The sequence below is a fragment of the Chondromyces crocatus genome, assembly GCF_001189295.1.
GTDB classification, from domain to species: Bacteria; Myxococcota_A; Polyangia; order Polyangiales; family Polyangiaceae; genus Chondromyces; species Chondromyces crocatus.
The window spans coordinates 1,720,147-1,741,369 of sequence record NZ_CP012159.1; the positions used below are offsets into that span (position 1 = coordinate 1,720,147).

7 protein-coding genes are annotated in these 21,223 nt (G+C 70.6%); 5 read left to right on the forward strand and 2 right to left on the reverse strand.

Annotation, left to right across the window (positions count from 1 at the left end):
- Positions 1-173: 173 nt before the first annotated feature.
- From CMC5_RS06440 to CMC5_RS48355, 4 genes are all read left to right on the forward strand, one after another.
- The gene (locus tag CMC5_RS06440; protein WP_050429583.1) at positions 174-4,121 is read left to right on the forward strand and encodes a serine/threonine-protein kinase; all 3,948 of its coding nucleotides are present in this window, start codon (positions 174-176) and stop codon (positions 4,119-4,121) included.
- 133 nt (positions 4,122-4,254) lie between these two features.
- Positions 4,255-5,529 (forward strand): collagen-like domain-containing protein, encoded by a 1,275-nt coding sequence (locus tag CMC5_RS46380; RefSeq protein WP_156338271.1) that lies wholly within the window; start codon positions 4,255-4,257, stop codon positions 5,527-5,529.
- A 176-nt stretch (positions 5,530-5,705) separates the two neighbouring features.
- A complete protein-coding gene (locus CMC5_RS06450) occupies positions 5,706-9,629 on the forward strand; it encodes a serine/threonine-protein kinase (protein WP_050429585.1) in 3,924 nt (1,307 codons plus the stop codon).
- A gap of 822 nt (positions 9,630-10,451) precedes the next feature.
- On the forward strand, positions 10,452-11,282 hold the full coding sequence (locus CMC5_RS48355; RefSeq protein WP_156338273.1) for a hypothetical protein: 831 nt from the start codon (positions 10,452-10,454) through the stop codon (positions 11,280-11,282).
- Positions 11,283-11,871: 589 nt separating this feature from the next.
- On the opposite strand, the gene CMC5_RS06460 is transcribed toward CMC5_RS48355, so the two are convergent.
- Complete coding sequence (locus tag CMC5_RS06460; RefSeq protein WP_050429587.1) at positions 11,872-15,645, reverse strand: VIT domain-containing protein; 3,774 nt, start codon at positions 15,643-15,645, stop codon at positions 11,872-11,874.
- Positions 15,646-15,898: 253 nt separating this feature from the next.
- Complete coding sequence (locus CMC5_RS06465) at positions 15,899-18,409, reverse strand: FG-GAP repeat domain-containing protein (RefSeq protein ID WP_156338275.1); 2,511 nt, start codon at positions 18,407-18,409, stop codon at positions 15,899-15,901.
- A 558-nt stretch (positions 18,410-18,967) separates the two neighbouring features.
- Here CMC5_RS06465 and CMC5_RS06475 point away from each other — a divergent pair.
- Positions 18,968-21,163, forward strand: a complete 2,196-nt coding sequence (locus tag CMC5_RS06475) for an RCC1 domain-containing protein (RefSeq protein WP_156338277.1) — start codon at positions 18,968-18,970, stop codon at positions 21,161-21,163.
- Positions 21,164-21,223: the final 60 nt, after the last annotated feature.

Here is a 21,223-nt window from a genome sequence, read left to right on the forward strand (position 1 = left end):
TCCATGATGGTCTTGCCCCAGCGTGTATGGCGCAAGCTCACCGCGGGCGACGCCGACCGCACAGGACGCCGCGTTGTCCGAGAGTCCATGCGCGCGGCCTCTCCGCCCACGGGCGGGGGGCGTGACATCACCTGCCACGTAGAGGGCGACGGAAGCCGGGGTTGGTTGTATCGATGGCTGACGAGCGAAGCTCGTGGATTCCCGAGCGGTTCCGGATCGAGCGGCTGGTGGCGCGGGGAGGGATGGGCTCGGTCTACCGCGCGTTCGATCGAGAGCTGCAACGCTTCGTCGCACTGAAGCTCATGGATGCTTGCCTCGGCGAGGGCATGGACGCCCAGCGCTTCGCCCGTGAGGTCGAAACGCTCGCCCACCTCGAACACCCGCGCGTGGTCCAGTTCCTCGGCCAGGGGCAGACCGAAGAAGGCCGGCCGTTCCTGGTCATGCAGTGGCTCGATGGGGAGGACCTGCGCAGCAGGCTGACGCGCGGCCCGCTCTCCCTGCGCGATGCCCTGGAGGTCCTCAAGGGGGCCACGGAGGCCCTCTCGGCGGTGCACGCCCTCGGCATCGTCCACCGCGACCTCAAGCCCGCAAACCTGTTCTTGCCGGGCGGCTCCATCGCCGACCTCACGCTCATCGACTTCGGCATCGCGCGCCGCATCACTTCCGCGATGCAGCTCACCCTGTCGGGGATGATCCTGGGCACCCCGCAGTACATGGCGCCCGAGCAAGCCGGGAGCAGCCGGTCGATCCTCGCAGCGAGCGACGTCTACTCCCTCGGCGTCATCTTCTACGAGTGCCTGGCCGGCAAGCCGCCCTTCGACGGACCCCATTTCGCAGGGGTACTCGCCCGGGTCCTGTTCGAGGCCGAGGTGCCGATCCGTGCGCTCCGACCCTCCATCCCGGACTCCTGGGCCGAGCTGATCGGCCAGATGTTGAGCAAGACCCCGGCGCTGCGCCCGAAGGACGCGATCACGCTGCGGATGCGGCTCTCCAGGCTGCCCGCGGCGAGTGACGACATCGACGGCGATGCCACCGCCGCCTGGTCGACCAGCCCGTCCTCGCTCGCGGCCGGTGAGCAGACGCTCGTGTGCGTGGTGCTCATCATCCCCCTCAGGCACACGGTGGCCGAGCTGCAAGTGCCGGAGTCCGAGCGCTCCTCACACCTCACGGCCGAGCTGTTTGCCCGTCGCGATACGGTGCGGAGCGGGCTCTCTCGCTTCGGGTTCGTGACCGAGGTGCTCGCGGACGGCTCGCTGATCGCCACCCTCTCGTCGAGCAACGTCGCCACGGATCTCGCACGCATTGCAGCGAGAGGCGCCCTCTACGCGCGTGAAGCCTGGCCCGAGGCGCGGATCGCGCTGGCCACGGGCCGCCTTCTCCTGGGCCACCACACCTGCGTCGGCGAGGCCGTCGATCGCGCCGCGTGTCTCCTCTCGGCCACTCACGACAGAGGTCCGGGAGGCGTCGGCGCCGAGAGCGGGATCTGGATCGACCAGCTCACCGCCGGCCTCCTCGACGAGCGCTTCGTCATGAGCAAGGAGGCGGGCGGCGTGCTGCTGCGCGGCGAGCAGCAGGCGCCGGATCAGAGCCGCCTCTTGCTCGGGAAGCCCACGCCTTGCGTCGGGAGAGAAGTAGAGCTGGCGCAGCTCGAGGGCCTGATGGCCCGCGCCGTGGAGGATGACGTGGCCCAGGCCGCACTCGTGCTCGCGCCTCCCGGGGCCGGTAAATCGCGCCTGCGCCACGAGCTGCTCCGCCGCGTCCAGCGGACGTACCCCGAGGCTGTGATCCTCTCCGGCCAGGGGGATCCCCTCACGGCGGGGTCGCCGTACGGCCTGCTGAGCAATGCCCTCCGCCAGCACGCCGGGATCTGCGCCGGCGACCCCTGGGAGCAGTCCCGGGCGTTGCTCACCGAGCGCATCGGCAGGCACCTGCCGCCCGCGGAGGTCCAGCGGGTCATCGAGTTTCTGGGCGAGCTGTGCGGCGTGCTCTTTCCTGCGGACGGCAGCCTGGCGCTGCGCGCGGCCCGCAGCGACCCGCGCTACATGAGCGAGCAGATCGTGCAGGCCTTTCTCGACTGGCTCGTGGCCGAGGCGTCCCTGCACCCCATCGTGCTCGTGCTCGAAGATCTGCAGTGGGGGGACGCGCTGACCGTCAAGCTGATCGACAGCGTGCTCCGCGATGGCGACCACATCCCCCTTCTCGTGCTCGCACTCGGCAGGCCCGAGGTGAAGGACGCGTTCCCGGTCCTGTTCGCCGAGCACGCGCAGGAGGTCGTGCTCCGGCCCTTGAGCCGCAGGGCGAGCGAGGCCCTCATCCGAGGCGTCCTCGGTGACGCCGTCACCCCGTCGGTGCTGGGCCGTCTCACCGAGCTGGCGGGCGGCAACGCGCTGTTCCTCGAGGAGCTGATCCGCTCCGCAGCGGAGGGCAAGGCGGGGAAAGCACCGGAGACGGTGCTCGCCATGCTCCAGGCGCGCATCGCTCACCTCACGCCCGATGCGCGCCGCGTCCTGCGTGCGGCCAGCATCTTCGGCGAAGCCTTCTGGGCGGAGCCCATCCAGCGGCTCTGCGATGTCTGGGGAGGGCCAGAGGACGTCACGCCGTGGCTGGCCCACCTCGTCGAGGCCGAGTTCGTACAGCGCCGCCGTCACAGCCGGTTCCCGACCCATGCCGAGTACGCCTTCCGGCACGCCCTCGTGCGCGACGCGGCCTACAGTCTTCTCACCAGCAGCGACCGACAGTCGGGCCATCTCTTCGCCGGCCGCTGGCTGGAGGCCATGGGGGACACCGACGACATCGAGCTCGCTGGCCACGCCTGGGCTGGCGGCGAGCAGGAGCGCGCGCTCACGTTCTACACCCATGCCGCCGAGCAGTCCCTCGGCCAGAACGACCAGCACCAGGCCATCGCGCATGCGGCGAAGGGCCTTGCCTGTGGTGCTGAAGGCCATGCGCGCGGCGTCCTCTCGAGCATCCAGTCGATCGCGCTGTACAAGCTCGGCGAGTGGGCCCGCTGCAGCGAGACCGGGCTCGAAGCGCTCGATCTCCTTCCGCGCGGGAGCTTGTGGTGGTGCCGCACTGCCGAGCGGCTCTTGCACGTGCTCGCCCAGCTCGACCGGATCGACCGGGCGAACCTCCTCACCGACGAGATCCTGGCGACGACCCCGGAGACCGACGCGCGCGCCGCCTACGTTTACGCCCTCTGCACCTTGATCGGCTCGTTGACCCTCGTGGGTGCGCGGGGCAAAGCCGAGAGCTGCATCGCCCTCCTGGAGAAGAACGGCCACACCCTCTTCGACACCGACCTGCGCGCCCGCGGCATGGCGCTTTGCTGGCACTCGTACTTCCTGGCGGTACTCGGCGCCGAACCCTGGCGCGCGTGCGTGCTCGCGGAGGAAAGCGCTCGGGTCTTCGCCGAGGGCAAGGTTCCTTACCAGCTTGCCCTCGCCGGTGCCCTGGTGGGCTTCATGCGCCTGGAGCTGGGCGATCTCGAGGGGGCCGAGCAGTCGGGCCGCAGCGCGCTCGCTGGTGCCGAGCAGCTCGGCGACGGCTACATGCTCGTGAATGCGCGGTTCTACCTCGCGCACACCCTCAGCGAGCGTTCGGAGCCGGCCCTCCTCGACGAGGCGGTGGCGCTCGCGCAGCGCGTCCTCGATGCCGAGATCAGCGCGTCCTACGATGGTTGCGCCCACTGGATCTTCGCCGAGGTGGCGCTCGCTCGTGAGCAGTGGCCGGTCGCCGAAGTGGAGGCACGCCCCACGCACGCGCTGTTCGAGACGCTCCCATCGTACCGGGTGGCGCTGTCGCGCTGCCTTTTACGGAGCCTGATCGGCCAGGGCCGGGTCGAGGAAGCCGCGAACATCGCGAGAGAGGACCTCGAGCGGATCGACCGCCTCGGCGGCGGGGGCTTCGCCGAGATCCTGTTCCGAGCGGCTGCCGCGGAGGCCTTGCTCCTCGCGGGCGACGTCGATCGTGCGCGGGACACGCTCGGTCATGCGGTGCGCGAACTCGAGCGGTGCGCCTCCAGCATCCCCGACGCCCTTGCGAAGGAGCGCTACCTCCGCCGGAACCAGGCCGTCCAGCAGCTCGTCGAGCGCTGGCCGAGCGACGCAGGCCCTCCTCCCTGAGCGCGGAGCAGGTGCGGAAGGCCGCCACGAGGCGGCGAGCATTGCACGGAGCGCGCGTCGTTCATGAGCACGAAGTGGAGAGGGTGGTCTATGGTCCGCCCGCCTTTCCTTCACGCTTCCCGGAGGCTGGTTCATGACAGAGCGACACCAGGTGTTTTCGCGGTTCACCCTCATTCTCGCGCTGGCCAGCGTGAACGGCCTCGTGGGCTGTGGCGGAGACGAGGGGCCGGCGGGGCAGCCCGGTCCCACAGGGCCAGCTGGAGAGCCAGGCGCCCCGGGACCCGAGGGTCCGCCCGGGCCACCTGGTGACGGCAGTGGCACGGGCGCCACGGGCCCCACCGGCCCCGAGGGACCGGCGGGCGCACCCGGAGCGCAGGGGCCGGCAGGTCCGCAAGGCGCAGCAGGGCCCATGGGACCGCAGGGGCTACCTGGTTCTCCAGGTGCGGCTGGACCTGCGGGACCGACTGGACCTGCGGGCGGGGTGGGGGCGACGGGTCCTGCTGGTGCCGCAGGCGCCACGGGGGCCACGGGCGCGATGGGACCGGCGGGGCCGGCGGGGTCGGCGGGCCAGGCGGGAGCCACGGGCCCTCAGGGCACCACCGGCCCCGCGGGACCTCCTGGCCCTCAAGGGCCGGCTGGACCTCCTGGCACCGGGGCTCATACGGAGGACGATTGGGGCTTCGCCGGCTTCACCGTGGCGACCTTCAACGGCAACATCGGAGGCCGGACCGCCGCGCATACGGCCTGCCGTGTCGAGTTTCCCGGTGCCCATTTCTGCCACGCCTCCGAATATCTCCTCTCCAACTCCGCGACCGAGCCTCCCCCCGACGGAGCCTGGCTCGATCCCAGCGTCTCTCCCGACGGCTCCATCGTGTTCGGGAGCGCGCCTCACTTCGGCCGAGCCAACGGCGGCAACACCTGCAACGGCTGGCTCAGCAACAGCAACGGCTACTCGAGCACGAGCATCACGACCGGCGGCATCCTGACGAGTGCCGGCCAGTGCGGCGTCGCGCGCGCGCTCGCGTGCTGTAACGGCGCACCGCGCGTCGTGTTCGCGGGCCTCACCTCCACCACCCACACGGGCAACTTCGGCGGTCGCACCGGAGGCCACGCCCTGTGCGCCGGGGACCATCCCGGATCCCACATGTGTCACGTCTCCGAGTACCTCCGGTCCAACGCCCTGGATCCCATTCCAGCCGAAGGCGCCTGGCTCGATCCGAGCACCGCTTTCACGGGCAGCGTCGTCTTCGGGGGCGCCGCGATCTTCGGCCGAGCCAACGGCGGCAACACCTGCAACGGCTGGCTCAGCAACAGCAACGGTTACTCGAGCACGTCGATCCAGCAGGGGGGGAGCATCACGAGCGCTGGTCAGTGCGGCACGCTGAAGCCAATCGCCTGCTGTCTCTAGCGGGCCCGATGGTGCGCCGACCCGCGGTGGTCTCGGTCGAGCCGAGCAGACCTCGCGGGCACGACCTCACCGCCCAGGCACGACCTCGGTCTGATAGAACGATGGCTGGCCCGATGCTCCGGCCGGAGAGATGACGTTTCGTGCGAGGGGGGGGATGACTCATCCCAGGGGAGGTCATGGCGCGCGAGCAGCTGATGGTGATCGCGGACCGTTTCGAGGTCGAGCGCCTGGTCGCCCGCGGTGGAATGGGCTCGGTTTATCGCGCCTTCGACCGAGAGGAGCAGCGCATCGTCGCCCTCAAGCTCATGGATGGCGATGCCGGTGACGGGCTGGACGTCGAGCGGTTCCTGCGCGAGGCCGACACGCTCGCCCGTGTGCAGCACCCCCGCGTCGTGCCGTACCTCGGCAAGGGTCGCACCACCGAAGGGAGACCCTACCTCGTCATGCCCTGGCTCGATGGGGAAGACCTGCGTGGCCGGCTGGATCGCGGCCTTCTCTCGCTGCGGGACGCCCTCGACGTGATCCGCCGTGCCGCCGAGGCGGTGGCTGCGGTGCACGCCCACGGCATCGTTCACCGCGACCTCAAGCCAGCGAACTTCTTCCTGCCCGGCGGCTCCATCCAGCACCTCACGCTGCTCGACTTCGGCATCGCGCGCCGGTTCGCGACCCGCTCTCGGCTCACCCTGTCGGGCGCCATCCTGGGCACGCCCCAGTACATGGCGCCGGAGCAGGCCGGAAACGGCCAGGCGATCGTCCCCGCGAGCGACGTCTACGCGCTCGGCGTCATCTTCTACGAATGCCTGGCGGGCAGGCCACCGTTTGATGCCCCCCACATCGCCGGGGTGCTCGCGCGGATCCTGTTCGACGTCGAGGAGCCCATCCAGGTCCTGAGGCCTGGGGTCCCGGGGCCCTGGGCGGCGCTGCTCACGCGCATGCTCGACAAGACCCCGGCCCACCGCCCGCAAAGTGCGGAGGCGCTGGGTGTCGAGCTTGCGAAGCTACCCCTCGCAGTCCTCGAGGAAGGCACCACGGCCGTCGCGTGGTCGCCCAGCGCCCCGTCGACGCACGCGGCCCCGGCGACGCCCGAGCAGATGCTTGCTTGCGCTCTCCTGCTCGCGCTGCCCCAGGCCCCCGGCGAAGAAGGTTCCTCGCAGGCCGGATCGGGAAGCTCGACCCCGGGACACAAAGTGGAGAGCGCCTTGCTTCGCTTCGGCTTCCATGTCGAGAGCATTGCCGGATCGACGCTCCTCGCGATCCTCTCTTCGGGCAACGTCGCCACCGATCTCGCGCGCACCGCAGCGCGCGCCGCCCTCCACGTGCGCGAGGTCTGGCCGACCGCCCGGATCGCCCTGGCCACCGGGCGCGCCCTGGTCGATCTGCGGCACCCCGTCGGAGAAGCCGTCGATCGCGCCGCGCTCCTTCTCGAGCGCGCCACTTCGCAAGCCGCCATCGACCTGCCAGCGGAGGGATGGATCCGGATCGACCCGCTCACGGCCGGACTCCTCGACGCCCGCTTCCTCATTGCGACCGAAGGAGACACGGCCATCCTGCTCGGCGAGCGTTCTGATCTCGACGAGAGCAGGCTCCTGCTTGGAAGACCTACCCCCTGCGTTGGTCGAGAGATCGAGCTCACGCAGCTGGAGGGGCTCATGACCCGGGCCGTCGATGATGCCATCGCCCAGGCGGCACTGATCGTCGCGGCACCGGGGACCGGGAAATCCCGGGTGCGCCATGAGCTGCTTCGCCGCCTCCGGAGCACGCATCCCCAGGCGGAGATCGTCATTGGCCACGGCGATCCCGTCACTGCCGGCTCGCCCTACGGCATCCTGAGTGGTGCGCTCCGCGGCCTTGCCGGCATCCGTGCTGGAGACGCCCCGGAGCAGGCGCGCACACGGCTCGTGGCGCAGCTCTGCCGCCACGTCGCCGCTCCCGACACCGGACGCATCGCGGACTTTCTGGGTGAACTGTGCGGCGTGTGCTCGCCCGACGAGGACAACCCACCGCTCCGCGCCGCCCGTAGCGATCCCCACCTGATGAGCGAGCAGATCACGCAAGCGTTCCTCGACTGGCTCGTCGCCGAGTGCGCGCACCACCCGATCGTCCTGGTCCTCGAAGATCTCCAGTGGGGTGATGCCATGACGGTCAAGCTCGTGGAGACCTCGCTGCGGGATGGCGGGGATCTGCCGCTCCTCGTCCTCGCGCTCGCGCGGCCCGAGGTGAAGACCGCCTTTCCCGACCTCCTGTCGAAGCGCGCGCTGGAGCTGACCCTTCAGCCGCTCAGCCGCAGGGCGAGCGAGGCGCTCATCAGAGAAGTCCTCGGAGCCACCGTGGACGCCTCCACCATCGCACGGCTCTCCGATCTGGCCGGCGGGAACGCCCTCTTCCTGGAAGAGCTGATCCGCACCGAGGCGGAGGGCAAAAGCGGCGTCGTCCCCGAGACGGTGCTGGCCATGCTTCAGGCACGCATCGGACGCCTTTGCCTCACGTCACGACGCTTGCTTCGTGCGGCGAGCATCTTCGGTGAGGCCTTCTGGGCGGAGCCCGTGCAGCGTGTGTGCGAAGCGTGGGGAGCGCCCGAGGACGTCTCGCCTTTGCTGCCCCAGCTCGTCGACGCGGAGTTCATCCAGCGCCGCCGCAAGAGCCGGTTCCCTGACGAGCTGGAGTATGGTTTCCGTCACGCCCTCGTCCGCGACGCGGCCTACAGCCTGCTCACGGACACGGATCGTCGCACGGGCCACGTCTTCGTCGGGCACTGGCTCGAAGCCATGGGCGACTCGGACGCGATGGAGATCGCTGGTCATGCGCACGAAGGCGGGGAGCCGACGCGCGCGTTGACGTTCCACCTCCGTGCGGCCGAGCAATCGCTGGACCGCAACGATCTCGGCGAAGCCTTCGCGCGAGCGACCAAGGGGCTCGACGACGGTGCCCAGGGCCTCGAACTCGGGATCTTGCACGGCATCCAGGCCATCGCCCTGCATGGCCTTGGCGACTGGCCTCGATGCGCGTCCGTGGGCCTGACGGCGCTCGAGCTCTTGCCGACCGGCAGCGCATGGTGGTGCCGCACCGCGGAGAAGCTCTTGCACGTGCTTCCCCAGGTCGGCCAGCTCAGGCGTTCCGCGGCGCTCTCTGACGACCTCCTCCTGCTGACACCGGCCCCTGATGCGCGCGCCGCCCATCTCGTCGCCCTGTGTCAGCTCGTCGGCTCGTTCACCGTCGTGGGGGCGCGCGCGAAGGCCCAGCACTGCCTTGCGCGATTAAACGGTACCGAGCGCGAGTTCTTCGACGGCAACCCCCACGTCCGAGGCATGGCCCTCCACTGGCATGCCTTCTTCATCACCGTGCTCGACGCCGATCCATGGCGTGCGAAGGAACTCACCGAGCAGAGCGAGAGCGCCTTCCTCGACATCCAGGCGCCCCACCACCTGTCGTTCGTGCGCACCCTGGGGGGCTTCGCGCGGGCGGTGCTTGCCGATCTCGCGGGCGCCGAGCAGGCCTGCCGGAGTGCCCTCGCGCTCGCGGAGCGGCTCGGCGACGGCTACCTCCTGGCCAACGCGCAGTTCTATCTGGCGTACGCCCTCAGTGAGACCTCCACGCGGGAGAACCTCATCGAGGCGACCACGCTCGCTCAGCGCGTCCTCGACGCCGACGTCAGCCCCACCTACGAACTCAGCGCCCGCTGGGCCCTGGCTCGTATCGCCCTTGCGCAGGCGCAGTGGGCGAGCGCCGAGGCCGAGGCTGGTCGCGCCCGCGCCTTGAGCCACGAGGTCCCCATTTACCGGCTCGCCACATCCACCTGCTCGATCCAGGCCCTGCTCGGGCAACGACGGATCGAGGAAGCCGTGACCATCGTGAACGAAGAACTCAAGCGAGTCCGTCGGCTCGGAGCCGCTGGCTTTGCCGAGATCCCCTTTCTGGCCGCAGCGGCCGACGCCTTGCTGCTGGCAGGAAAGCGTGACGCCTCCAGGACCTGCCTCCAGGACGCTGCCGCAGCGATCGCGCTGCGTGCTGGGCGCATCCCCGACGAAGCGGCGAAACATCGCTATCTCCACGAGGAGCGCTGCAACCGAGGCGTCCTCGATGCGTGCTCCCGCCTCGTCTGACGCGAGATCGCCGCTCGATGCGTGCTGCCGCCTCGCCTGGAGCGAGCGTTCTCTTCGAGACCTCGATGCGTCGATGCGGTGCGATGCCTCGATGCCGGATGTGCACTTCACCTGAAGCGAGAGCGCGCGGTCTCTCCATGAACAGCGACTTTCGACGCGGTTTTTCGATCGAGCGCATCAGGAACGCACTCTGTGGATTATGGTCGCTCGCCTTTTTCATCTGGAGACAGGTTCATGGTGATGCGACTCCGAGCGTTCTCGCGGCTTTCCTTCGTCCTCGTGATGGGTCTGAACGGTGTGGCTGGCTGTGGCGGCGACGAAGGATCCGAGGGACCGCGCGGGCCGGAGGGACCTGCAGGAGAAACGGGTCCTACCGGACCTGAAGGTCCCCCTGGACCCCCTGGGGATGCCGACGGTGTGGGCCCCACGGGCCCCACCGGCCCCGAAGGTCCCGAGGGTCCCGCTGGCATGCCAGGCCTTCAAGGACCCGCTGGTCCGCAAGGACTTCCGGGACCTGCCGGGATGCAAGGCCTGCCCGGCCCCGCGGGGCCTCAAGGACCCACGGGACCTGCTGGCGCGCAAGGCGCGGCGGGTCCTGCTGGTGTCACGGGTGCGACGGGTGCGACGGGTGCGACGGGCGCGACGGGTGCGACGGGTGCGACGGGTGCGACGGGTGCGACGGGTGCGACGGGGGCGACTGGCCCGACGGGCGAAACGGGTGCGGCAGGTGCAATGGGAGCAGCTGGGCCAGCCGGACCCGCCGGTCCTGCGGGCGCCGTGGGGGCCATGGGGCCGATGGGGCCAGCCGGACCCACGGGTCCTGTGGGTCCCAGCGGCACGGGCCCCGCGGGCCCACCGGGACCCCAAGGGCCAGCAGGCCCTCCAGGCACGGGCGCTCATACCGAGGACGAGTGGGGCTTCGCCGGCTTCACCGTGGCGACCTACACCGGCAACCTCGGAGGCCGCATTGCCGCCCATGCCCTCTGCGCGGCCGAGTTTTCGGGCGCGCACTTCTGTCATGCCTCGGAGTACGTCCTCTCCGTGTCGATGACGCCCGTTCCTCCGGATGGCGCCTGGATCGATCCCAGCGCCACGCCGGATGCCTCCACCGTCCTCAGCGGCTCTCCTCAGTTCGGGCGCAGCAACGCCGCTTCGAGCGTTTGCGGTAGCTGGGAGTCCAGCGCCACCAACACCAACGGATACATCGTGCAGCCTTCGGGGATCCCTGTCTTGATCAGCTCATGTGCCCAGGCGCGGCCCCTCGCGTGCTGCAACGGGGCATCCATGTCCGCCTTCGCGGGGGTGACTTCGGACAGCTACGCGGGCAACCACGGTGGTCGCGTGGCAGCCCACAGCAGGTGCAACGCCGAGTACCCCGGCGCTCACCTCTGCCACGCAGCCGAGTACCTTCGTACGAGCTCGTCCCACACCATCCCTCAAGAAGGCGCCTGGCTCGATCCGAGCACCAACATCACGGGTGGCCTGAGCCTCAACGGCGTGCCCACGTATGGCCGCAGCTCCTCCCTGGCGGCGACTTGCAACGGGGGGGCCACCGCAGCGAGCAACTCCAATGGTACGAGCGTCAATGCCGCCGGCATCATCGCCAGCACCAGCAGCTGCGCCATCGCGCGTCCCTTCGCCTGCTGTTTCTGATCCTTTCCGAGAGATGGACAGCCTTCGCGCATCACGTGGAGGCGTTCCTCCGAGCCCACCGCTGTCGCAGCTTCCTTGTTGCTGACGGCGTCTTCATCGGCCCCTCGTTGCCGCAGCCACCCTGTGTACGTCCTCTCGCTGTCGATGACGGTCGTTCCATCCCAGGGCGCGTGGATCGATCCGAGCACGACACCGGACGGCACCACCGTCGTCAGTGGCTCACCGCAGTTCGATCGCTCCAACCTCACCGGGGGCAGTTGCCAAGGCTGGGCCTCCAGTGCCTCGAACAGCGAGGGCTACATCGTGCAGGTCTCGGGCTACCCCACCGTTCATTCGTGTGCAGCGGCGCGCCCCCTGGCGTGCTGCAACGACGTGCAACGGCGGCACCTCCGCCGCTGCTCAGCTGTACGGCACCACCGTCGACGCAGCAGGCATCGTCGCCACCTCCTCTTCGTGCGCCGTCCAGCCCCCCTTCGCCTGCTGCCTCTGAGCCTCTCGTGCCTCTCGCAGACGACATCCACGGAAGCTGCCCGGGCCATGAGCGCGGGCTACGCCCCGCCTCGCTGTCCGCGCCTGCCTGGCATCGAGCTCACCATCCCAGCCCGCTCACCGTCGTCATCGCCACCGTGTGCGCCTCCACGCCCTCCACCGCGAACGACCGCGAAGCCCCCAGCGTCAGCAGCTCCACCTGCGCGCCGCTTCCTGATTTCCCTCCAGCAGCGATCACGCGGAACGTCCCGTTCATCAGGTGCGACAGCGCAATCTCGCCCCGTGACGCGCGTCCTGGACCTGGCGTCCACGGCGACACCACTGCGCCACTCGGCGTCACCACCGCGACCCACGGGCATGCCGAGGGCTCCCCCGAGCACACCACCTTGGCCATGAAAGGTCCCCGACCCCCACCAGCTGCATCGAACCCTGGCGCCCGACCTGCTTCGAGCGCTGCGATCAACCCGCGCACATTCGCGCCTGACCCCTCCATCGCCCGCGCCTCGGCCAGTACCTCCGCCACCTCCCCGAGCGCTCGCGCCCGGCACCGCAGCGCCTCGTACATGTGCTCGTCGCTGCTCGGCCGCAGCTCCCCGAGCGCCCGCCAGTGGGCGCAGGCTCGCCGCTCCTCACCCGCTGCTTCGAACGCCTTCGCCGCGCGCAGGTGGTGTTTCATTTCTCGCGGCCCCCCCACCGACAGCGCGTCCATCGCCGTCAGCGCGAGCGCCGCCCGACCACTCGCTGCTGCCGCCCCGGCCAGAAGCTCCCGCGCAATCTCCAGATCTGGATCCATCCGCGCGAAGCGCGTCGCCGCCGTCAACGCTTCCTCGACCCGCCCCGCCACGAGCAGCTGCCGCACCAGCGCTGCGTGCTTCTGCCGGCTCGCGCCCTCGCGCTCCACCCCCTCCCGCAAGCTCGCCAGCGTCGCTTCCGCCACCGAGCCCGCACCCGTCGGCGGCCGGTGCACCGCGCTCGGTCGCACCGGCTCGTAGCGGGGTGCCACGGTCTGCAGACTCGGCTCCCAGGTCAGGCCCGACCGCTCTGGCTCTCGCGGAGGGTTGAACTGGATCGGGTACGTCACCATCACCACCCCCCCCTCGGGCGACGGGAACGAGAGCCCCCGGAACGCTTGCACCACGCACCCCACCACCGTCGCGTCCGGGAGACTGCTCCCCCCATCGCCGACCCCGACCGCCGACCCCTCCGCGTTGATCGCGAACCGCACCGTCACCCGCCCTTCGAGCTCGGGATTCCGTTGCAACCCCGCGTCGTAGCAGAGCCGGAACCGCCCGAAGTTCTGGCGCACGATCCGCTGGATCACCTCCGGCGGAAGCCTCCCGTTCACCGTCGTTTCCCCCGCCCGCAACCTGGGCGACGGCATCCGGTGCGAACCCCCCAGGCGGCCGCTCGCACCCGACCCGAACCCCGACCCGGTACCCGCCGACGTCCCTGCGCCGTGCCCGATCACCCCCACCTTCCCCAGCCCGATCGCCCCGTCCCCTGTCCCACCGCCGCCGCGCCCCGTCCCGCTCAGCGCTGGCCCCTCTTGCGCCTCTGCGCGCTCACCCCACAGATTCCCTTGCGCCTCCCACGGGTCCCCGACCGTCCCGCCCGATGGCGATGCATCCTTGCGTTGCGGCTCCATGGGCGTCTTCGTCGATGCCGACGACGGTTCACCTGCCGCGTTGCCTCCGCTGCTGCCTCCGAGCCGGCCGTGACCCCGCGCAGCGAACGGATCCTCCACCAGATCCACGGCGCGCTTCGCCGTCCGCCCGATCCCGAACTCCGCGAACATCCGCTCGCTCTCCAGCACCAGCATCGCCGCGCCGCGCGTCATCACGTGGTGCTCCTTCGCCAGCACCAACGCTTCCATCCCCGCGCCCGCGCTCGTCTCGCGTTCCAGCTCCGAGATCTTCGCCTTCGCCCACAGCCGCGGTACCAGCGGGTTGTGCCCCGCTTTCCCCTCCGGCCATGAAACCCGCAGCTCCCGCGTGTACGGTGCCCCGGCCAGCGTCCCGCGCAGCGTCACTCCGGCGGCCGACTTCGCCGCCACCCGCCCGGTCACCACCACCTCTTGCCCCACCCGCAGGTTCGGGAGCTGCCGCGGGTACACCTCCGACATCCCCTCGGGCAACGTGAGCTGCGGATCCTGGATCACCGGCGCCCGCAGCGACGCCACCACCTCCGGCCCTCGCGTTCGCAGCGGCGCCCCCGTCGACACCCGCTCGTACGTCGCCCCCAGCGCCCGCGACAGCCCCCCGAGCATCACCTCGTCCACCGAGCGCCCCAGCCCCAGAAACCGCAGCTCCACCCCTTGCTGCCGCAGCACCGGCGCGACCCGCGCCGCGATCCGCGGACCCGAGAGTTCCCCCGACGACACCGCCCCGTCCCCGATCACCACCACCTGCCCGGCACCGTCCGGTGCCAGCCGCCGCGCTGCCGCGAGGATCGACCCCGCGAGGTCCGACGACCCCTGCGGCACCCGAGCGCGAAGCCACCCCTCCACCGCCACCGCCTCTGCGCTCCCTGCCACCCCGAGCCCGTCTTCGGGCCATGCCGCGCAGTCGCTGTCGCACGCCAGCACCACGAAGCGCTCCCCGGGTCGCAGCGAGCGCACGATGCCCGTCGCCAGCCGCGCCTCTTCCTCCACCGTCTCCGTCGACTGGCTGTGGCTCACGTCGATCACGATGGCCCGATCCCGCCGCGCCTCGGGCGCCTGCATTCCCTCCGGCAGCTCCGCCCGGAGGCGCAGCGCGAAGTAGCCCGGCGCTCCCGCATCGTCGTCGGCCTGCGCCGAGGTGGCCGGCGCCGCGTGCGCCTGGTTCCCGTGCCTCGCCGTGGCTGCTGCTGGCCCGGCGTGCGAGCCCTTCCCGGGACCACGCCTCCGCGCAGGCGCGCTCGACGGCGCGTACGCCACTGGCGCCTCCTCTGCGTCCGGCGCCTTCCGGTAGCTCACCACGAAGTCGGCCGTCGGTGTGAAGCCCTGCGCCGCGAACTGCACCAGGGATCCCTCGTCATCGCCGCGCAAGCTCGCCGCGTAGCCAGGTGACGCCACATCCGACAGCCCACCGCGCTCGGCGACCTTCACCTTGATCGAGAAATCGTCGATCCCCGTCGCCCGGTCCGCACCGAGGGCCAGCGGGTACACGTACCGCACCTCCCCGCGCGACCCCCGCGTCTCCGACGTCAGCGCCTGATCGTAGGCCAGCACCACCTTGCGCTTCCCTCGCGCCGGGATCGGAAAGATCTTCAGCGAGAACTCCGATGCGCTCACCCACTCCAGCAGCGCCGGGTCCCGCGGCCGCACCGTATCGTCGACGATCCCCTTGAAGATCCTCGCCGCTTGCGGCCGCTCCACGATCTCTCCCTCGATCAGCTCGTCGCCCACGTACAGCGCGAGCCGCGAGATGCTCGCGTCCGGCGGCAGTGGGAACACGTACCGTCCCTCCAGCACCTGTCCCGTGTCGTTCTGGAACTCCTCCTCGATGGTCGTCCGCGCGAACCCGTCCCGCACCGTCGCGCTCACGTGGTGCGACACCAGCCGCACCCCGGAGATCACGCGCTCGGTCCCAGGCACCCGCGCCGTCATCCGCCCGAACCCCCGCGGCGCGTCGTCCCCGCTCCCTTCGCCGGCTCCCTGACCTGCCCAGACTGCCGCCACCCGCTGCGCTGCGGCATGCTCTGCCACCTCGTCCAGCGTCCGGTGCAGCCCTTCCACCCCCACCGCTGCCCCCTTCAGCTCGGCGTGCTCGTCCACGCCGAGGGCGCCCACGGCGCCGACCACGCCGACCACGCCGACCGCCCCCACCGCGCCGAGCAGCGAAAAGCTCCCCACCCACCGACCTGCCCGTTCCACGCTGTGTGCGCGCGCCATCCCGTGCCTCCTGACCGTCGTGGAGACCTGAGACGACGCGGCGCGCTCGAAGTTCCCGGTCAGAGATCGATCCTGGCCATGGCATGGCGACCCATCGGCCTCCCAGCGGCCTCGGCACGATGGTTCCCCGCCGTCGTGGCCGTTTCCGTCGGCACGCCCCCCCGCCGCCATGGTGCTCCCTCGCCATGGCCCTTTCGTCGAGGTGCCCCCCCGGGCTCCCGCCCTCGCTGCTACGGAGCCGGCAGACGGAAGCCTACTGGGGCGGCGTACAGAACACGCCCAGCACCACCCCCTGGTTGTTGTCGTCCTTGCACTCCGCGTAGGCGTGGTTGTCGTTCGGGATCACCGCCACATCGACCGCTGCACCTTGCGTCACGGGCGGTGACGACCACACGCAGGACACCGTCTCGCACTCCCCGGGGGCCAAGGCCTGGCTCGTCTCGGTCGCGCACACGCTCGTCCCGTTCACGTAGAACCCCACCGACAGCCCCGTCCCGATGCTGTCTGCGCCCCGGTTGCAGATCGGCGCCCGCAGATCCACACCGGACCCCGAGCAGAGCGCCGTGTTCGACGCCCCCGCCGTCACGTCACCCGTCGCCGTCCCGTTCGGCGTGCCGGGCACGTTCTGCCGGAAGTTGTTCAGCGTCGGCTGCTTCCAGTTCGCCATCCACTGGCTGCTCCGCGGGATCGTCCCGTCCTCGTTCACGTGCGTGACGGCGTACGCGTGCTGGTTCCAGATCGTCCGCGACCGGACCCACTTGTCGTTCGCGTCCGAGTACACCCGGATCCCTGCGACCCCGGACGGGTGCGCCGCGCGGCACGTGTTGCCCGAGCCCGGTGTCCCTGCGGGCGGCGGCGCGCAGAAGTGACCCTCCGCGATGCACGTGGCGTCGTCGTTCGCGGTGCAGCACTGCGCCGTCGCGATGCAGCGGCAGAACCCGCTGTCGCACACGCCCGACGTGCAGTCCGCGCTCTGCTGGCAGCGCAGCCCCGGGAACTGCGGGTCGACGTTGTTCGCTTCGAGCCCCACGCAGGGGCGCCCGTTGCTCGTCGGCGAGCACGCCTTGTTCGACGGCACCACCAGGTCGGCGCGGAAGTTCCCGTCCACGTCGGCGATGATCGGGTTCTCGTACCAGGTGCACGACGAGCGGTACTGGCTGAACAGCACGTCCCCGGTCTGCCCGTTGTAGACGCGCGTGAAGCACTCGTCGCCGTACACCACCTCGCTCACCCCGTCGGCCTCGAAGTCGAACACGCTCGACCCGGTGACGTTCGACGAGATGTCCTGCGTCCTTCGCGACCACGCAATGTACCCCTCGGCCGGGCACACCCCGTCGGGCGCGAACTCACACACGGCCTGCGAGCACACCCCGTTCGGACGTGGTGAAGGCCCGCAGTCGATGTCGTAGATCGTGTAGAACTCCTCGCCCGCGACCGCGACCTCCACGAGCCCATCGCCGTCGAAGTCCGAGATCGTCGGCGGACCACCGCCCCCCTGGCCCGGCACCGCCACCTGCGGCATCGCGAGCTGCCCATCGCGCGCGTACACCCGCACCGTGCTCGACCGCACGACCGCCAGCTCCGGCGCATCGGCCGGCACCCCGTCGCCGCCGTACGCCCCGAAGTCCGCCACCGCCACGTGCCCTGGCGCTGCCGCGCTCGCCCCCGGGAAGTACGGCTCCAGCACCCATCCGTTCTTCGTCCACTCCCAGATGCGCGCCCCGTTCGTCGTCTCGATCGCCGGGTCGTCGTCCAGGTTCGCCGTCACCGAGAGCAGCCCCTGCGAGTAGCTCTGGTAGCCTGGCGGCGACGCCGACAGGAACGTCCCGTCGGCGCCGAAGACCGCCGCCTCGCGCAGCACCTCCGGCACCCCATCGTCGTCCAGATCGTGGATCGCCGGCCCTGCCCACCCCCGGCTGCAGCGGTGGTTGTTCGGGGTGCATGGGTTCCACACCGCGCCTGCCGGATGCGGCGCTTTCCAGAGCAGCGACCACGTGCCCTGCTTGCGCGTGAACGCCATCGTCGACCCGTCCGCCCCGTAGGCCACGATCTCCGCGCTCCCGTCGCCGTCGAGATCCCCGGCCGCGAGCGATGCCGACGACACCACCCAGTCGACCACCCCATCGCCGTCGAGATCGGTCCCACCGAGGTTCGCCTCGAGCGAGCAGTCGGTCCCGCGCAGCACGCGGATGACCCCTTGGTCCTCGGTGAAGCTGCTCTGCACCGTGACCGTGAACGACGCCGCGATGCTGGGCGGCCCTGCGTTCGACGGCACGTTGAAGTTCACCACGATGGGCGTCGCCTGCACGTCCAGGTGCCCCGGGAAGGGGTCTCCCGCGGGCGCCGCGGTGAACTCGCACTTCACCTTCGGTGCGAAGATGCCCGCCGCGATCACGTTGATGCACGCCTCGTCGTACGGCGGCATCCCCTGATCCCACGGCAAGCAGCCCTCGCCCGGCACGCAGGTCGTGTCGTTCGAGCAGTCATCGTCGCCCTCGCATGGCAAGAGCGGCACACACGTCCCGTGCGAGCAGATGTTCCCTTGCTCGCAGGGCTCGTCGCAGCTCACGGGCGTCGGTGGTGCGCCCCCGGTCCCTGGCAAGAGCGTCCCTCCGTCGCCATCGCCGCCCGTCCCGCCCGCGCCTCCCGAGGGGACGCCGTTCGGTCCCTCGTCACCGCTGCACGAGCACCCCTGGGACGAGCCCACGGAGAGCACCGTCAGCATTCCGAGCGACAGCAACCATCGAACCCTTCGCCCAACCATCTGCGAAGCTCCTTGAAGCAAGAACCCCGGATCTCACGTCGAGCGCTCCTGGCGTCGACATGGCCGGCCGCCATACGCCCATCGCCGCCCCGGCGATAGATGATTTCAATCGCCACGTGGACATCTCGGGGTGTCGCAAGGTCCACGACGTCACGCCGCGCCGAGGAGCACGTCCGCGCTTCACGATGTTCGTATGCTGCCGTCGTGGTGGCTCGAATCGTCGCGTCACAGGTCGCCAACGCGATGCTTCGGCGCCCGTCGTGCCGTGGTTGCGTCGGCAGTCGTCGTGCCGTCGATGCACGGCGACTCGCTCGATGTTGGGGGTGTGGTCCCTCGTCGCGCCGTGGGGGGCGGTGGCCCCGGTGAAGCTCGTGGCTGGGGGACGCTTCGCGGGACCATCGGCTTCAAATCCCGCGGCGCGGCGCCGCATCCGGGTCCTCCACGGCCACCACACCCCGTCAGGAAGGGGTGATCACCTCCAAGGAGTCGGTTTGGGAAGCAAGGACACATGGTAATGTGCCCAATATTTTTGTCCGCTCACCGAAAGCTCCAGGTCCGATGATGAACCGACCCTACCTGCATCCATCGAAACGACTCGTCCAGGCAGCCACGGTGCTCTGCAGCCTTCTCGGAGGAGCAGGCTGTGAGTTGATCGCCGTCGTCGACAGGGGCCAGATTCCCACCGAGTCCAGCTCGACGAGCTCGGGTGGCGGCGGAGGCCAGGGCGGAGCCGATGGCGAGGGCGGCGCGGGCGCACAGGGCGGTGCGGGGGGCAACCAGGGGGGGGGTGGTCATGGCGGCAGTGGTGGCGATGGCGGCAGTGGTGGCGATGGCGGCAGTGGTGGCGATGGCGGCAGTGGTGGCGATGGCGGCAGTGGTGGCCAAGGGGGCGGTGGGAATGGCGGAGGCGGTCACGGTGGCGATGGCGGTGGCGGTGTCGGCGGCCAGGGAGGCAGCGGCGGCCAGGGAGGCGGCAGCGCCTCCTGCGTGATGCCGAGCGATTGCCCCACCCCTGCGAACGAGTGTCAGGTGCCCACGTGCGTCAACGCGGCCTGTGGTGTCGCGAACGCCCCTTCAGGCGCACCTGTCGCAAACCAGGTCCCTGGTGACTGCCAGCGGCTCGTCTGCGATGGCAGCGGTGGCACGACCCAGGAGATCGACGACACCGACATCCACGACGACGGCCTCGACTGCACCCTCGAAGGCTGCTCTGCGGGCGTGCCCACCTCGAATCCAGCGCCTGCGGGCACGGCGTGCGATGACGCCTCGGGGGTCGTCTGTGATGGCGCGGGCGCTTGCGTCCTCTCGTTCTGCGGCGACGGTGTGGTCTCGGGCAACGAGGTCTGCGACGACGGCAACCAGAACGACTGCGACGGCTGCCGCGCCGACTGCAGCGCCATGGAGACGGGCTGTGGTGACGGTTTCGTCTGCGGTGCCGAGACCTGCGACGACGGCAATACCGTCGGTGGCGATGGCTGCTCCGCGGTCTGCACGGCCGAAGGTGTCATCGCGGTTGCGCCGGGCGAACTCCACACCTGTGCGCTGCTCGGTGACGGCACCGTCAAGTGCTGGGGCGCAAATACCGCGGGTCGCCTCGGCCTTGGTGACACCGCGCACCGCGGTGACGGCGCGGGCGAGATGGGCGCGAGCTTGCCCGCCGTGGACCTCGGCACCGGCGAGCTCGCCGTCGCCATCGCCGCTGGCGGCTCGCACACCTGTGCGCTGCTCGCTGGCGGGAGCATCAAGTGCTGGGGCTCCAACAGCTTCGGCGAGCTGGGCCTCGGGGACACTGCGCACCGGGGCGACGAGCCGGGAGAAATGGGTGACGCGCTGCCCGCGGTCGACCTGGGCACGGGCCGCACCGCCACGGCCCTCACCGTCGGCTACCGCCACGCCTGCGCGCTGCTCGACGACGGCAGCGTCAAGTGCTGGGGCTCCGGGCAGAACGGCCGCCTCGGCCTGGGCGACACGGCGAGCCGAGGGAACGGCAACGGACAGATGGGGGACCTGTTGCCCACGGTCGATCTGGGCACGGGCCGCACCGCCAAGGCCATCTCTGCAGGCGCCTTCCACACCTGCGTCGTGCTCGACGACGACAGCGTGAAGTGCTGGGGCGTGAACTCCCGCGGCCAGCTCGGCCTGGGCGACATGCTCCTCCGCGGTGACGAGCCGGGCGAGATGGGCAATGCGCTGCCCGTGGTCGCGCTGGGCGCGGGCCGCACCGCGAAGGCCATCACCACGGGCTACGAGCACACCTGCGCGCTGCTCGACGACGACCGCGTGAAGTGCTGGGGCAACGGCTTCAACGGCCGCCTCGGCCAGGGCGACCAGGAGCACCGTGGCGACGGCCCGGGCGAGATGGGCAACGCGCTGCCCGCCGTCGACCTGGGCACCGGCCTCACCGCGCGCTCGATCCGCGCCGGCGAGTTCCACACCTGCGCGCTCCTGAGCAACGCCACCGTGAAGTGCTGGGGCATGGGGACGTACGGCCAGCTCGGTCTCGGCGACAACGCGCACCGTGGCGACGCGGCCGGCGAGATGGGTGACGCGCTGCCCGCGGTCGACCTGGGCGCTGGCTTCTCGATCGCCGCCGTGCACGTCGGCGCCCAGCACTCGTGCGCCCGCTCCCAGACCGCGACCGTGAAGTGCTGGGGCCACGGTGGCCAGGGCCGCCTCGGCCAGGGCAACACCGCGAACCGTGGCAAGGCCGCGGGCGAGATGGGCGATCAGCTCCCCGTGATCCCGGTGCTCTGATGGACCTGGCGGGGGCACGCGCTCCCGCCGCCCCGCCGAGCAAACCTCGTCGGGGCCCCA